Raw genomic sequence first — 14154 nt, 5'->3', positions numbered from 1 at the left:
ATAAGGGCAGCGATGGCAGACTGTCCAGCGTGCACGACAATAATTTTTTCCAAGGAAATGCTTAATGGAATTCACCAGCGGCTTCTTGCTGAGCCTTTCGCTGTGCCTGGACATCGGCGTAGCCAACATCGCGATGATCACCCTGGCGATGCAGCGCGGTTACTTTCAGGGCTTCGCGCTGGGCCTCGGCACTTGCGTCGGCGACCTGATCTACGCGGTGCTGGCGCTGGCCGGGATGACCGTGTTGCTGCAGTACGAAAGCGTGCGCTGGGTGCTGTGGATCGGCGGGTCGGCGCTGCTGATCTACTTTGCGGCGAAGATGATCTATTCGGCGATTCACCACGAAGCGCAGTTGGCGGCGACGGCGGAGGTGGGGCAGAACTCGCATCGCAAGGAATTCTTTCGCGGGATCTTCCTCGCCATGTCCTCGCCCAGCGCGATTCTGTGGTTCGCCGCGGTTGGCGGCACCCTGATCGCCCGTTCCGGTGGCGGCGGCCCGCTCAGCTCGGCGCTGTTTCTCGGCGGTTTTCTCTGCGCCGGCCTGCTGTGGTCGGCCGGTCTGTGCTTTGCCGCAAGCCACAGCGGCAAGTTGCTCGGCGACAAGCTGTTGCGCTACTCCTACATGGCATCGGCGGCGATCTTCTGCTATTTCGCGGTTTACGTGATCGTATCCGGTTATAACGAGTTCGTTGGCTCCGGCGCTGCCGACCAGTTGCACACCTTGTGACATTGCGAATCGTGTTTGGCTTCTATACTCAGCAGCCGAACCCCTAATTTTGTTCCAGGAGTCGAGTCATGGATGAGCAAAAACGCGTCGAAGTGGCGGAACCTCGCTTCGAACATGGACACTTCCTGCTGATCGCGGGATTTCGTGGTCGATTTACCCAGGGCACTGCTACCAAGGACATCCCCGCGCTGTGGGAAAAGTTCTTGCCGCACTTGGGAAACATACCGGGACAAAAGAACGAAGTGACCTACGGCGTCTGCAGCAATTTCGACGGCAAGGGTGGCTTCGACTACATCGCAGGGGTAGAAATCAGCAAGCTCGATGACCTCGACCAGAAGGTCTATCAGTGGGTCGAAGTGCTGCCCCGGCAGTACGCGGTGTTCGAGCACAAGGGACCGCTCGACCAGTTGCCCCAAACCCTGCAATACATCTACAAGACCTGGCTACCGACTTCCCATTACGTGGAACTGAATGCCCCGGAACTGGAACGCTACAGCGCCGATTTCAATCCGCGACTGCACACCGGCAAACTGGAAATCTGCGTCCCAGTCGACAGCAAAGCCTGAGCCCATGACGATGAGGCGGATCACTGATCCGCCTCATGCTGTTCAACCGCGTTTGCCCTTGCCCAGCCGTCGCGCCCGCAACAGGTCGATGCCCAAGGTGATAAAGCCGAACGTACTGATGCCCAACACCATCAACAGGCCGATTTCAACGCTGCTCATAAGCGGTTACCCCCAAGGATGATCAGAGACACACCGCAGGAATAGCCTGTCACCGGCACGAAGAAAAGCGCTTATACGCAGGCTTTACACCCCTGGCGCGGATCGATATGAACACCTTATTCCTTTATGCTTTGCGCACTTTTCTCCGCTGATTTTCGAGCTGCCATGAACACCGTCATCCGCAACGTCACCGCCGCCGACCTGGACCGCTGCTACGCGATCGAAACCGTTGCCTACGAAGGCGATGAAGCCGCCACTCGCGAGAAGATCGCCACGCGCATCGCCACCTGGCCCGAGGGTTTCATCGTCGTCGAAGTAGACGGCGTAGTCGCCGGGTTCATCAACTCGGGCGCGGCGTTTGATGTGCAAATGTCCGACGAGGCGTTCAAGGAGCTGATCGGTCACGACCCGCAAGGGCCGAACGTGGTGATCATGTCGGTGGTGGTGCACCCGGACTATCAGGGCCAGGGTTTGGCCAAGCGACTGATGGCCGAGTTCATCGAGCGCATGCGCGGGATGGACAAGGCGACGATTCACTTGATGTGCAAGGAACAGCACATTCCGTTGTACGCCGGGTTCGGCTTTGCCTACATCAAGCCGTCGGAGTCGGATCACGGCGGGATGGCGTGGCACGAGATGATTCTGACCCTCTGAAAATCGCTGCAAGCCCAAATGTAGGAGCGGGCTTGCTCGCGAAGGCGGTGTGTCAGTTGCCAATGATTTATCTGACACGACGCCTTCGCGGGCAAGCCCGCTCCCACAGGGGAGCAGTGGTGACTCGTTGATAGGTGTCAGTAGAGAGTGTCGCTTACTCTTTTTGGTGCTTCGCGGTCGTAGGTCTCGGCGTCAAACTGCCCGTCATTCAGGCGCTTGTGGAAGGCGCCGGCAGAGGGCAGGGCCGAGCGCGGCAGGTGGGTTTCCGGGTTCCAGGCGTCAGAGCGCACAAAGGCTTTCGAGCAGTGGAAAAACGCTGCCTCTACCGTCACCAGCAACACCGTTTTCGCCGGTTTGCCGTTCACCGCAAAGCTTTCCAGCAGCTCAGGATCGGCGTTGATGGTCGCGGTGCCATTGACCCGCAAGGTCTCGCCAATGCCCGGAATGATGAACAGCAACGACACCCGTGGATCGTGCAGCACATTGCGCAGTGTATCGATGCGATTGTTGCCCGGGCGGTCCGGCAGGGCCAGGGTGTTTTGGTCAATGATCCGCACGAACCCGGCTTTGTCACCGCGCGGCGAATTGTCGAGACCGTCGGCGCCCACCGAGCTGACGATCACCAGCGGCGACAGGCGCACCATCGCCTGATAATCCTCGTTGAGAAAACCGATCTGCTTGCGCACCGCGCGGTCGTGGGGCAGGCCGTAAATAGCTTCCAGTGCTTCGATTGAATCGATCATCGTGCATCCCTCGATGATTTAGAAAAACAGTCCCATACGCCGTTCGTAACCGACCCGGCCCTTGTACGCTTCGCCGCTGTCGACGAAACCGTGTTTGGCGTACAGCGCGATGGCGGCATCGTTATCGGCATCCACCGACAGTTCCAGCCCCTTGATCTCCGGCCATGCTTCACGCGCCACCTCGGGCAGCGCCTGCAGGCAAGCCTTGCCGTAACCTTTGCCCTGCGCCCGGTGATCGACCTGCAAGGCGTGCAGGGTGGCGCTGTGTTCATCGGCCCAGTCCGGCAACACCGGTGGGCGCTTGAGCAGCAGAAAAGCCACCGGCACCTGATCGGCCAGCAGCGCGAAACCTTTGACGCCGGGGCCGGGTCTGGACAGCAGCGTGTGCAGCGCGCCATGGATGTCGCCGGAGAACTTGATCTGCTCGGGATGGATTTCAATCGCCTCGACTTGCTGACGCTGCAAGGCGTTCAGGCTGTCGTACGGCACGAGTTGGGCTGACACGGGAATTTCCTTTTTCCTACAAAGATGAGCCTCGGATTCTAGCGATTTTGTGTTCGGCGGAAATTTTTTGTTTCGTCTGTCGATCCGTACGATGGCCGAACGACTAAGGGTGTCTTCAGCACAAAAACCACGGAGAACACCATGAGCGCACAGACTGAAATCCAGACCCTGATCAATACCTACCGCGACGCGGTAATGACCAAGAACGTCGACAAGGTCATGACGTTGTACACCGACGACATCGTCTCCTTCGATGCGATCAAGGCCCTGCAATTCAAGGGCAAAGCGGCCTACCGTGCCCACTGGGAAGCCTGCATGGAGATGTGTTCCGGCCCGCACGTTTTCGAGTTTCACGAGATCGCCATCGAGACCGCCGACAACCTCGCCTTCGCCCATTGGGTGACGCATTGCGGCGGCACCAACGACAAGGGTGAAACCCAGAGCTGCTGGATGCGCGCCACCGCGTGCTATCGGCAGGTCGGCGGGACGTGGAAAATCGCTCACGAGCACTGGTCGGCACCGTTCGATCCGATGAGCGGCAGCACGCTGTTCGATGTGCAACCCTGATCTTCAGCCATAGTTGATCCGTTCGAATCAGGAGAAAGCCATGAAGTATCTATGCCTGGTCTACAGCGATGAGCGCCTGCTGCACACCTCGCCCGACAGCCCGGAAGACGCCGAGTGCTGGGCCTACGCCGAGTCGATTCAGGGCAGCGGGCGGATGGTCGCGGCCGAAGCGCTGGAGTCGGTGCAGACCGCGACCACCGTGCGCATGCGCAACGGCAAGCTGTCGATCACCGATGGCCCGTTCGCTGAAACCAAGGAGCAACTGGCCGGTTTCTACCTGATCGATGCCAAGGATCTCAACGAAGCGATTCAGGTCGCCGGCCACATTCCGGCGGCTCGGGTCGGCAGCGTCGAAGTACGCCCGGTGCGGCAGTTGAATGTTTGAAGTCCGGGCGCGGGTCGAGCAGGTCTATCGCGAAGACTCGCGGCGGATTCTGGCGACCCTGATTCGTCTGCTCGGGGATTTCGATCTCGCCGAAGAAGCCTTGCACGAGGCGTTCTTCGTCGCGGTCGAGCGCTGGCAGCGCGACGGCGTGCCGGACAATCCGCGCACCTGGCTGGTGTCCACCGGGCGCTTCAAGGCCATCGATGTATTGCGCCGCCGCGCCCGGTTCAAGGCCTCGCAGCCGTTGTTGCTGGCGCAGCTCGAAGAACTGGAACAGGCCGACTGGAGTGGCGAAGACGTGGGAGACGACCGCCTGCGGCTGATCTTCACCTGCTGTCACCCGGCGCTGGCGGCGGATGCGCAAGTGCCGCTGACCCTGCGTGAAGTCTGTGACCTGACCACCGAGGAAATCGCCCGCGCGTTTCTCTCGGCACCGGCGGCGATTGCCCAGCGCATCGTCCGTGCCAAGGCGAAGATTCGTGACGCCAAAATCCCTTATCAAGTACCGAGTCTGAGCGAGTTGCCGGAGCGCCTCGACAGCGTGTTGCGGGTGATTTATCTGGTGTTCAACGAAGGCTATTCGGCGTCGATGGGCGCTGAGCTGACCCGTGAGGATCTGACTCGCGAGGCGATTCGGCTCGGGCGGTTGCTGATGGAATTGCTGCCGGAGCCGGAGGTCATGGGCCTGCTGGCGTTGATGCTGTTGCATGAGTCGCGGCGGCCGGCGCGCACGTCACCCAGTGGAGAATTGATCCTGCTGGATGACCAGGATCGCTCGCGCTGGGATGCCGGGTTGATTGCTGAAGGTTGTGCGCTGGTGGAGCGGGCGCTGACCACCCGAAGGTTCGGGCCGTATTGCCTGCAAGCGGCGATTGCCGCGGTGCATGCCGAAGCGCCGTCAGCGGCAGAAACCGACTGGCAGCAAATCGTCGGGCTGTATGACGTGCTGTTGCGGGCGGTGCCGTCGCCGGTGATCGAGTTGAACCGCGCGGTGGCAGTGGCCAAGCGCGATGGCGCGTTGGCGGGGCTGACGCTGATCGAGGGGATCCTGGATCGCGGTGAGTTGCAGGATTACCACCTGGCGCATTCGGCGCGGGCGGAGTTTTGTCGGCAGTTGGGTCGGGTGGAGCAGGCGCGGGCGGCGTATCGGCGAGCACTGGAACTGACCCGGCAAGAGCCGGAGCGGCGGTTTATCGAGGGGCGGCTGAGCGAACTGGAATGATCCGAGGAATTCATTGGCAATACTGGCCCCTTCGCGAGCAAGCCCGCTCCCACAGGTGAGCGCATTCCAACTGTGGGAGCGGGCTTGCTCGCGAAGGGGCCAGTGAAGTCAGCATGAAAAGTTCGGGTTTGCTCGCGATTGGGAGCTTCTATTCCAGCATCTCCCACAGGTGAGCGCATTCGAACTGTGGGAGCGGGCTTGCTCGCGAAGGGGCCGGTAAAGTCAGCATGAAAACATCAGGCTTGCTCGCGATTGGGAGCTTCTATTCCAGCATCTTGCTCAGCAACCAGCTCCCCGCCGGCCCCGGCGGATAAATCCGCGACCACAACGCATCGACATACACCGGCCGCGGCCAGCCGCGCACCGTCAGTTCCACCAGCGAGCCATTACCGAAACGCGCCACCAGCCAGCGCGGCAGCGCCGCCCAGCCAAAGCCCATCTCCGCCATTTCCATCAGCATCAGGTAACTCGGCGCCGACCACACCCGGCCCTTCGCCCGGCTGTCGTAGGGATTGACGATGGTCGCCAGGCGCAACTCGCGATGCTGCTCCAGCACCTGCTGGTCGACCCGCTCGACACGGGTCAGCACATGATCATCTTTGACGAACAGCGCCAGGTCAGTGCGCTCGGCGACGGTCGAGGTCACCAGATCCGGTGGATAGGTGTCCTGCATTTCGGCAAACGCCAGGTGCGCGCGGCCACGCTGGACCAACTCGATCAGGTCGTCGCACTCGGCGATCAGGCATTCCAGTTCCAGATCCGGGTAACGCTGCTCGAAGCCGACCAGCGCCGCTTCGAAACGCGCCGATTGATAGGTGTCGGAAATCGCCACGGTTAGCTTCGGCTCAACGCCTTGGGCCAGTTGCCGGGCGCTCATTTCCATACGACTGGTGGCCGCCAGAATCGCCTCGGCCCGTTGCAGCATCACATGGCCGGCCGGAGTCAGGGTCGGTTTGCGGCTGCTGCGGTCGAACAGAATCAGATCCAGATCGATCTCCAGGCTGGCCACTGCGGCACTGATGGTTGACTGACTGCGCCCCAGCTTGCGCGCCGCTGCCGAAAACGAACCCTGAGTGGCCGCTTGCACGAACGCCAACAGCACTTCTTGCGAAGCCATGAACTATCGCCTTGGTCGATGGTTATTGGTTATGAAGTATCGGTGTGGTGGCCGATCATGGCAACCCTCTTCACTCAAGGAGTCAGACCATGACTGCCAACAAATCCATCACTGAACGTATCTTCCAGGCCATCGGTTTCGAGTGTCTGGCGATCCTGATCTGTACGCCGTTGCTGGCGTGGATCATGGACAAACCGCTGCTGGACATGGGCGCGGTGACCGTGCTGATTGCCCTGCTGGCGCTGGCGTGGAACGTGCTGTTCAACGGCTTTTTCGACCGCATGCTCAAGCGCCTGCACGTCGCGCACAACGCCTGGACCCGGGTGGTCCATGCGCTGCTGTTTGAGGGCGGATTGATCGTGATGGGCGTGCCGCTGATTGCCTGGTGGTTGTCGGTCAGCCTGTGGCAGGCGTTTTTGCTGGACATCGGCGTGCTGCTGTTCTTCCTGCCGTACACCTATGTGTATCACTGGGGTTATGACGTGGTGCGCGAGCGGTTATTGACGGCCCGTGCTGCTTGAGTCTGGAAGACAAACTGTGGCGAGGGAGCTTGCTCCCGCTCGGCTGCGTAGCAGTCGTAAACCCGATAAACGCGGTCTGTCTGTCAGACCGCATTGGCCGGTTTTGGGGGGCGCTTCGCACCCCAGCGGGAGCAAGCTCCCTCGCCACACTGTTTGGGTTTAGAGGAACATGCCGCCGGATGCTTCAACCCGCTGCCCGTTGATCCACTGCGCCCCCGGCGCCAGCAGCATCGACAGCGCGCCACCAATATCATCCGGCTGCCCGGCGCGACCCAGTGCGGTATTGCTCGCGACCATCGCGTTCAACGCCGCGTTGTCGCGCACCGCACCGCCACCAAAATCAGTCTCGATCGCGCCCGGCGCCAGTATGTTCACGCCGATCTGCCGCGCGCCCAGCTCTTTGGCCTGATAGCGGGTCAGCACTTCCATCGCGCCTTTCATCGCCGCATAGGCGGCGTAGCCCGGCAGGCTGAAGCGGGTCAGGCCGCTGGAGATGTTGATGATCCGGCCGCCGTCATTGATCAGCGGCAGCAGTTGTTGCGTCAGGAAGAACGGCCCTTTGAGCTGGATATTCATCAGCAGGTCGAACTGTTCCGGGGTGGTCTCGGCGAACGCCGCGTGCACACCGATACCGGCGTTGTTGATCAGGAAGTCGAAGCGCGGACGGTCCAGTTGCTGCAACGCTTGTTCAACTCGTTTGGCGAAATCGGCAAAGGTTTCGCTGCGACCGACGTCCAGTTGCAGCATCACGGCTTTGGCACCGCGTTGTTCCAGTTCAGCCACCAGCGCCTGGGCTTCATCGGCGCGGCTGTTGTAGGTGCCGATGATGTCCACGCCTTCGGCGGCGAGGTGCAGGGCGGCGTTCTTGCCCAGGCCACGGCTGGCACCGGTGATCAATGCGATTTTGCGGCTCATGTGAAATCCTCGATTGCGGTGAGTGGTGATGAGCAAAGTTTATTTATCCGCCATGGGGTGATAAACAGACTGAAACCGGAATCACTGATCGACTCAGCCGAACAATCAACGGGTGTCCTCATGAACAAACTGGAACTGCTGCGCACCTTCGTCCGGGTCAGCGAACTGTCGAGTTTCACCCTGGCCGGCGAGAGTCTCGGGTTGCCGCGCTCGACGGTGTCCGAACATGTCCAGGCCCTGGAAACCCTGCTCGGCACCCGCCTGCTGCAACGCACCACGCGCAAGGTGCAGGCGACTCAGGACGGTCTGGTGTTATACGAGCGCAGCAAGGATCTGCTGTCGCACATGGATGAGATCGAGGGGCTGTTTCGGCAGGATCCGGCCTCGCTGAGCGGGCGGATTCGTGTCGACATGCCGAACATCCTCGCGCGGCGCCTGATCATGCCGCTGCTGCCGGAGTTCATGGCGCGGCACCCGAATCTGGAACTGGAAATCAGCAGCACCGACCGCCGCGTCGATCTGCTCAGCGAAGGTTTCGATTGCGTGGTACGCATCGGCGCGCAGCCGGATCAGTCGGTGGTGGCGCGGCACTTGGGCGACTTCCCGATGATCAACTGCGCCAGCCCGGCGTACCTTGAGCGTTACGGCGTGCCCCAGACGCTGGAGGACCTGGCGCAGCATCGGCTGGTGCACTACGTCGGGGTGCTCGGTTCGCGCTCGGAAGGGTTTGTGTATGAACAGGACGGACAGGTGCGGCGATTGCCGATGGCTGGCAGCGTCACGGTCAACAGCACCGATGCTTACGAGTCGGCGTGCCTGGGCGGCTTTGGTCTGATCCAGGTGCCGCGCACCGGCATGCAGCCGCATCTGGACACCGGTGAGCTGGTGACGGTGCTGCCGCAGTTCACCGCGCCGGCGATGGCGATTTCAATCCTGTATGCACGGCAACGGCATTTGCCGCTGCGGGTGCGGGTGTTCATGGAGTGGTTGGGCGATGTCATCCGTTCGACGTTGTAACTCGCCGCAGATCAACTGTAGGAGTGAGCCTGCTCGCGATGGCGTGCTGTCAGTCGATGCAGATGTGACTGAAGCGCCGCTATCGCGAGCAGGCTCACTCCTACAGGGGGGGCCGGGTTGTTCAGAAAATCTGGGTGAACAGCCAGTACAGGCTGCCCGACAGCAAAATCGCCGCCGGCAAGGTCAGCACCCACGCCATCAGCAGATTGCGGATGGTCTTCATCTGCAAACCACCGCCATTGGCGACCATGGTCCCGGCCACACCCGATGACAGCACATGGGTGGTCGATACCGGCAAGCCGAACATGTCCGCCGCGCCGATGGTCAGCATCGCCACGGTTTCCGCCGAGGCGCCCTGGGCGTAGGTCAGGTGAGTCTTGCCGATCTTTTCGCCGACCGTCACCACAATTCGTTTCCAGCCAACCATGGTGCCGAGGCCCAGGGCGATGGCCACGGCGATCTTCACCCACAGCGGGATAAAGCGTGTGGCGTTGTCGATCTGCTGTTTGAACAGTTGCAGTTTGTCAGTGGTGTCGGCGTCGAAGTTGCCGACCTTGTTCTTGTCCATCAGGCGAATGCTTTCGCTGGCCAGGTACATGTCGTTACGCACGTTGCCCATGGCCTCGGCCGGGACTTTCGACAGCGAGCCATAGCCTTTCACCTCCTCGCCAATATGCCCGGTGAGAGCGGCGAGGGCGGGGATCAGTTGCGGCGTGGCTTGCTTGCTGCGCACGTAATCGGACAGTACCGGACGCGGATCCACCGGGGCTGGCAGCGGGGTGTTTTTCACCAGCGCTTGCTGGGTGACTTCGGCGACGGCAGCGAACTGCAGCGCCTGATCGGCGGGCATGGTGCGGTTCAACGCGTAAGCCATCGGCAAGGTGCCAACCAGAATCAGCATGATCAGGCCCATGCCTTTCTGCCCGTCGTTGGAGCCGTGGGCGAAAGACACGCCGGTGCAAGTGGCGATCAGCAAACCGCGAATCCACCACGGTGGCGGGTTGTTGCCTTCCGGCGCCTTGTACAGCGCGCGATTCTTGATGAAGGCGCGCATGGCCAGCAGCAACAGCGCCGCACAGCCGAAGCCCACCAGCGGCGACAGCAGCAGGGCGTAACCGATCTTGGTCGCCTGCGCCCAGTCCACGCCACTGGTGCCATCGCGTCCGTGCATCAAGGCATTGGCCACGCCGACGCCGATGATCGAGCCGATCAGTGTGTGGGAAGAGGAGGCCGGCAGGCCCAGCCACCAGGTGCCGAGGTTCCACAGGATCGCCGCGATCAGCAGGGCGAAGATCATCGCGAAACCGGCGGACGAACCGACCTGCAGAATCAGCTCCACCGGCAGCAGGGCGATGATGCCGAACGCCACGGCGCCGCTGGACAGCAGCACCCCGAGGAAATTGAAGAACCCCGACCAGACCACCGCCACGTTCGGCGGCAGCGAGTGGGTGTAGATCACCGTCGCGACCGCGTTGGCGGTGTCGTGGAAACCGTTGACGAACTCGAAACCCAGCGCAATCAGCAGCGCTACGCCGAGCAGCAAAAACGGGGTCCAGGTGGTGACGGTGGTGCCCAGTTCATGCATGTCGTGCATCATGCTGTAAGCGGTGAACAGCATCCCCATGGCGAGCACCGCGAAGAACACCACGTAAGTGAACGGCCCGGGTTTTTTATCAAGTGCCGGCCGGCCGCTGGGGGCAGAGGCCTGGCGGGCGGTCAGGGAGGGAGTAGCCATGAGCGGACAATCCTGAGCGAGGGAAGGAGTGTCGGTCATGATCGTTGCTAAATATTACAGAGAGACTGCGGCAGGTCAGTGTTTGGCGGATTAGCTCACCGCTGATCTGAAGGCTGATGAAGATCTTAATGTGGGAGCGGGCTTGCTCGCGAATGCGGTCTGTCATTCAGCGAAGATGTTGGCTGACCTGACGCCTTCGGGAGCAAGCCCCCTCCCACAGGAGATGGGCCGTGAATGAAGTATTTTGGCTGGTCGCGATCCGGGGTGGGAGCGGGCTTGCTCGCGAATGCGTTCTGTCATTCAGCGATGATGTTGGCTGACCTGATGCCTTCGGGAGCAAGCCCCCTCCCACAGAGATCTGTGGTGAACACATAAATCAGGGGTCAATAATCCCCACGCTTGCGAAACGCCCAGCGCCCGGCAATCACGGTAAACGTCGCGACCAGCGCCACCAGAATCCAGAACCCCTCGGGATCCGTCGCCAGTGGCACTCCCCCCACGTTCATGCCGAAAAAACCGGCAATGATGTTGATCGGCAGCGCCAGCACCGTGACCACGGTCAGGGTGAACAGCGTGCGGTTGCTCTGTTCGTTGAGGTTGGCGGCGATTTCTTCCTGGAGCAGTTTGATCCGCTCGCCGAGGGCGGTGAGGTCGTTGATGATCAGCGCGAACTCCTCGGTGGATTTGCGCAGCTCCTTGACGTCCTCCTTCTGCAGCCACGGCGGCGGACGATTGAGCAGGCGCAGCAGCGAACCCGGCTCCAGCGCCAACAGCCGTTGCAGGCGCACCAGTACCCGGCGATTGGCGCCGAGTTCGGCGCGGTTGGTCGACAGGCGTGAGGAGAGCAATTCGTCCTCGACCAGATCGACGCTCATGCTGGTCTTGCGCACGATCTGCGTCAGCACTTCACCCTGATCACGCAGCAAGTGCACCAGCAGTTCCGACGGCGAGCGAAAACATTCGCCGGCCTTCACCGACGAACGCAATTTGTCCACCGAGTGCAGCGGTTGCAGGCGTGCGCTGACGATCAGTTTGCTGCGCACGCAGACCCACAGCGTCGACACGTCTGAGGAAACCATGCTGCTGAGGTTGAACACCACGTCGTTGACCACTGCCAGCAACGCCGAGTCAACGTGTTCGATGCGCGTCGAGCGCGAACCTTCGTGCAGCGCCTCGAAAAACTCTTCGGGCAATTGCAGATGACTTTTCATCCAGCGCTCGCACGCGGCGTGCGCCAGGTTCAGGTGCAGCCAGAGGAATTCATCACTGTCGCTGTCGTCTTGCAGACAACGCAGGGCGGTCGCCGAATCGACTTCGCGGCCACGTTCACCGGGACGAAAACGGAAGCCGTAAAGCAAACCGAACAAATCAGGATCGCGATGACTGATGTCGAGGCTGTGGTTCATGGAGGCTCGCTGCGAGGAGGGGGCGCCGGTCGCGGAATGGCAGGTTCACTGAGCCGCATCATCGCAACCGCAGATGACACTTGTGTGACGACAAAGTGACGCCAGATCAATGTCTTACCGGCGGTCGGATTTTCTTCAAGAAGCGCTCTGGTACGCCGATCACGCTTGGGTTACGTTGCGCGCGCTTGGCCATGAGCCAAGGCTCGCCGACACGGATGTCCGGCAAAATTCCACGCCTTACCGGGCGTGCCTCATCCCTGTCCTGAGTATCTCGCGATGCTGCATAAATCCTTGAGAGCACAAATTCTCGCCCTGCTGGGCGGCAGCCTGCTGGCGATGCTGTTGATCGCACTGGCCTGCTTTCATTTCCTGTCCAACGGCGTGCAGAACTACAGCCAGTTGATCGCCGGCCCGTTGCACACCTCGCAACTGATCGACGAGGCCAACCTGCAATTCAAAGTGCAGGTGCAGGAGTGGAAAAACGTCTTGCTGCGCGGCAAGCAACCGGCGGACCTGGCCAAGTACTGGAGCCAGTTCGAAGATCGTCAGCGCGATGTGCAGAACATTCTCGGTGAACTGGCCGGGCAGAAAGGTCTTGAGCCGGCGCTGAAATCCCGCATCGAACGCTTGCGTGATGAGCACCGCCAACTCGGCAGCGCTTACCAGAAGGGCCGCGATGCCTATGTCGCTGCGGGTGCCGATCCAACGGCTGGCGACAGCGCCGTCAAAGGTGTGGACCGTGCCACCAGCGATCAGATGAGCGAACTGGTCGCCGAGCTGCGCAAGCAGGGCACCGAACAGTCGGCGCAAATCAGCGCCAGTGCTGACAGCACCGTGCTGCTGGGGATTCTGGTGATGCTCGGCTCGGGTCTGCTGATCGGTTTGCTGAGCCTGTGGCTGGTCAACCGCAACCTGATCGAGCCGATCCGCAAGCTGATCGACTACGTCACCCAGTTGAGCCGTGGGCGCCTCGCCGAGCGCGTTGCCAACGACCGTCAGGACGAGTTGGGCAACCTCGCCGCCGCGGCCAATACCCTGCGCGATTTCCTCGCCGAAACCTTTACCCACCTGCAACGCAGTGCCAGTGATCTGGACAGCGCCAGCGGCGAACTGAATGCGATCGCCACGACCATGGCCGGCGGCACCAACGAGCAGTTCAACCGCACCGATCAGGTGGCCACGGCGATGAACGAAATGTCTGCCACTGCCCAGGAAGTCGCCCGTCACGCGGCGGATGCGGCGCGCGCTGCCGACGATGCCGACCAGTCTGCCCAGCAGGGTGAAAAGGTCATGCAAGGCACCATCCACACCATCACTCAGATGCGTGGCGAAATCGCCAACACCGCGGAAGTGATTCGTCGTCTGGAAAGCGACAGCGGCCGCATCGGCAAAGTGCTGGAAGTGATTCGCGGCATCGCCGAACAGACCAACCTGCTGGCGCTCAACGCGGCGATTGAAGCGGCGCGGGCCGGTGAAGCCGGACGCGGCTTTGCGGTGGTCGCCGACGAGGTGCGCAATCTGGCGCAGCGTACGGCCGAGTCGATCATCGAGATCAATCAGATCATTCAGAACGTGCAGACCGGTGCCGTGGACGCTGCGCAAGCGATCGAAAGCGGTCAGGCGCGCAGTGACGAAAGTGTCGAGCAAGTGACCCAGGCCGGTGCGATGCTGGAGCGCATCACCCACGCAGTGGAAGCGATCCGCGACATGAACCGCCAGATCGCTACCGCCGCCGAAGAGCAGACCTCGGTGGCCGAAGACATCTCGCGCAACCTGACAGAGATCACCTCGATCGCCAGTACCAACCTCAACAGCGTGCAGCGCACTGAAAGCGCCAGCCAGAACCTGCACGGCCTGTCCGGGCAACTCAACGAAGTCACTGCACGCCTGAGCGCCTGACGTCCGCCGACGTGTAC

At 61.4% G+C, this 14154-nt stretch carries 15 protein-coding genes; 9 read left to right on the top strand and 6 right to left on the bottom strand.

What is annotated here, in order from left to right:
• The first annotated feature begins 64 nt into the window (after window positions 1-64).
• The 3 genes from V3W27_RS11620 to V3W27_RS11610 all read left to right on the top strand — a co-directional run bounded on the left by V3W27_RS11620 (window position 65) and on the right by V3W27_RS11610 (window position 2106).
• Window positions 65-727, top strand: coding sequence for a LysE family translocator (locus tag V3W27_RS11620; protein WP_330206638.1), 663 nt, complete (start codon window positions 65-67; stop codon window positions 725-727).
• Window positions 728-795: 68 nt separating this feature from the next.
• Window positions 796-1293, top strand: a complete 498-nt coding sequence (locus V3W27_RS11615) for a GyrI-like domain-containing protein (RefSeq protein WP_247269593.1) — start codon at window positions 796-798, stop codon at window positions 1291-1293.
• Between the two features lie 324 nt (window positions 1294-1617).
• Window positions 1618-2106, top strand: coding sequence for a GNAT family N-acetyltransferase (locus V3W27_RS11610; protein WP_247269592.1), 489 nt, complete (start codon window positions 1618-1620; stop codon window positions 2104-2106).
• A 137-nt stretch (window positions 2107-2243) separates the two neighbouring features.
• Here V3W27_RS11610 and V3W27_RS11605 read toward each other — a convergent pair whose 3' ends face one another.
• Complete coding sequence (locus V3W27_RS11605; RefSeq protein WP_330206637.1) at window positions 2244-2849, bottom strand: pyridoxamine 5'-phosphate oxidase family protein; 606 nt, start codon at window positions 2847-2849, stop codon at window positions 2244-2246.
• Between the two features lie 18 nt (window positions 2850-2867).
• Entirely contained in the window at window positions 2868-3353 is a 486-nt protein-coding gene (locus V3W27_RS11600; RefSeq protein WP_098965211.1) for a GNAT family N-acetyltransferase, read from the bottom strand.
• A 141-nt stretch (window positions 3354-3494) separates the two neighbouring features.
• On the opposite strand from V3W27_RS11600, the gene V3W27_RS11595 reads away from it, so the two are divergent.
• The 3 genes from V3W27_RS11595 to V3W27_RS11585 are packed head-to-tail and all read left to right on the top strand — an operon-like array spanning window position 3495 to window position 5527.
• On the top strand, window positions 3495-3920 hold the full coding sequence (locus tag V3W27_RS11595) for a YybH family protein (RefSeq protein WP_027612596.1): 426 nt from the start codon (window positions 3495-3497) through the stop codon (window positions 3918-3920).
• A 40-nt stretch (window positions 3921-3960) separates the two neighbouring features.
• Entirely contained in the window at window positions 3961-4305 is a 345-nt protein-coding gene (locus V3W27_RS11590; RefSeq protein WP_003227360.1) for a YciI family protein, read from the top strand.
• Complete coding sequence (locus V3W27_RS11585) at window positions 4298-5527, top strand: RNA polymerase sigma factor (protein ID WP_330206636.1); 1230 nt, start codon at window positions 4298-4300, stop codon at window positions 5525-5527. The genes V3W27_RS11590 and V3W27_RS11585 overlap by 8 nt, the downstream gene beginning before the upstream one ends.
• Window positions 5528-5789: 262 nt before the next feature.
• Here V3W27_RS11585 and V3W27_RS11580 read toward each other — a convergent pair whose 3' ends face one another.
• Entirely contained in the window at window positions 5790-6644 is an 855-nt protein-coding gene (locus tag V3W27_RS11580) for a LysR family transcriptional regulator (RefSeq protein WP_285373566.1), read from the bottom strand.
• Window positions 6645-6733: 89 nt separating this feature from the next.
• Here V3W27_RS11580 and V3W27_RS11575 point away from each other — a divergent pair, with 89 nt between their 5' ends.
• Window positions 6734-7165 carry a multidrug/biocide efflux PACE transporter gene (locus V3W27_RS11575; RefSeq protein ID WP_330206635.1) on the top strand — a complete coding sequence of 144 codons (432 nt, stop codon included), beginning with the start codon at window positions 6734-6736 and terminating at the stop codon, window positions 7163-7165.
• Between the two features lie 159 nt (window positions 7166-7324).
• Here V3W27_RS11575 and V3W27_RS11570 read toward each other — a convergent pair whose 3' ends face one another.
• On the bottom strand, window positions 7325-8080 hold the full coding sequence (locus tag V3W27_RS11570; RefSeq protein ID WP_123588718.1) for an SDR family NAD(P)-dependent oxidoreductase: 756 nt from the start codon (window positions 8078-8080) through the stop codon (window positions 7325-7327).
• A gap of 120 nt (window positions 8081-8200) precedes the next feature.
• On the opposite strand from V3W27_RS11570, the gene V3W27_RS11565 reads away from it, so the two are divergent.
• Window positions 8201-9097 (top strand): LysR family transcriptional regulator, encoded by an 897-nt coding sequence (locus tag V3W27_RS11565; protein WP_330206634.1) that lies wholly within the window; start codon window positions 8201-8203, stop codon window positions 9095-9097.
• Window positions 9098-9218: 121 nt separating this feature from the next.
• Here the strand turns inward: V3W27_RS11565 and V3W27_RS11560 are convergent, their stop codons facing one another.
• Entirely contained in the window at window positions 9219-10832 is a 1614-nt protein-coding gene (locus V3W27_RS11560) for an inorganic phosphate transporter (protein ID WP_330206633.1), read from the bottom strand.
• Between the two features lie 383 nt (window positions 10833-11215).
• The gene (locus V3W27_RS11555; protein ID WP_330206632.1) at window positions 11216-12238 is read right to left on the bottom strand and encodes a transporter; all 1023 of its coding nucleotides are present in this window, start codon (window positions 12236-12238) and stop codon (window positions 11216-11218) included.
• Between the two features lie 276 nt (window positions 12239-12514).
• Between V3W27_RS11555 and V3W27_RS11550 the strand changes: the two genes are divergently transcribed.
• Complete coding sequence (locus tag V3W27_RS11550) at window positions 12515-14137, top strand: methyl-accepting chemotaxis protein (protein ID WP_330206631.1); 1623 nt, start codon at window positions 12515-12517, stop codon at window positions 14135-14137.
• Window positions 14138-14154: the final 17 nt, after the last annotated feature.

Source organism: Pseudomonas sp. AM14(2022), assembly GCF_036346455.1.
Taxonomy (GTDB): Bacteria; Pseudomonadota; Gammaproteobacteria; order Pseudomonadales; family Pseudomonadaceae; genus Aquipseudomonas; species Aquipseudomonas putida_A.
Note: the sequence above shows the minus strand (reverse complement) of the source record. Positions and strands in the feature narration are given on the sequence as shown.

Coding starts and splice junctions, on each gene's coding strand:
- V3W27_RS11620 (WP_330206638.1), top strand. CDS start 65: ATGGAATTCACCAGCGGCTTCTTGCTGAGCCTTTCGCTGTGCCTGGAC.
- V3W27_RS11615 (WP_247269593.1), top strand. CDS start 796: ATGGATGAGCAAAAACGCGTCGAAGTGGCGGAACCTCGCTTCGAACAT.
- V3W27_RS11610 (WP_247269592.1), top strand. CDS start 1,618: ATGAACACCGTCATCCGCAACGTCACCGCCGCCGACCTGGACCGCTGC.
- V3W27_RS11605 (WP_330206637.1), bottom strand. CDS start 2,849: ATGATCGATTCAATCGAAGCACTGGAAGCTATTTACGGCCTGCCCCAC.
- V3W27_RS11595 (WP_027612596.1), top strand. CDS start 3,495: ATGAGCGCACAGACTGAAATCCAGACCCTGATCAATACCTACCGCGAC.
- V3W27_RS11590 (WP_003227360.1), top strand. CDS start 3,961: ATGAAGTATCTATGCCTGGTCTACAGCGATGAGCGCCTGCTGCACACC.
- V3W27_RS11585 (WP_330206636.1), top strand. CDS start 4,298: ATGTTTGAAGTCCGGGCGCGGGTCGAGCAGGTCTATCGCGAAGACTCG.
- V3W27_RS11580 (WP_285373566.1), bottom strand. CDS start 6,644: ATGGCTTCGCAAGAAGTGCTGTTGGCGTTCGTGCAAGCGGCCACTCAG.
- V3W27_RS11575 (WP_330206635.1), top strand. CDS start 6,734: ATGACTGCCAACAAATCCATCACTGAACGTATCTTCCAGGCCATCGGT.
- V3W27_RS11570 (WP_123588718.1), bottom strand. CDS start 8,080: ATGAGCCGCAAAATCGCATTGATCACCGGTGCCAGCCGTGGCCTGGGC.
- V3W27_RS11565 (WP_330206634.1), top strand. CDS start 8,201: ATGAACAAACTGGAACTGCTGCGCACCTTCGTCCGGGTCAGCGAACTG.
- V3W27_RS11560 (WP_330206633.1), bottom strand. CDS start 10,832: ATGGCTACTCCCTCCCTGACCGCCCGCCAGGCCTCTGCCCCCAGCGGC.
- V3W27_RS11555 (WP_330206632.1), bottom strand. CDS start 12,238: ATGAACCACAGCCTCGACATCAGTCATCGCGATCCTGATTTGTTCGGT.
- V3W27_RS11550 (WP_330206631.1), top strand. CDS start 12,515: ATGCTGCATAAATCCTTGAGAGCACAAATTCTCGCCCTGCTGGGCGGC.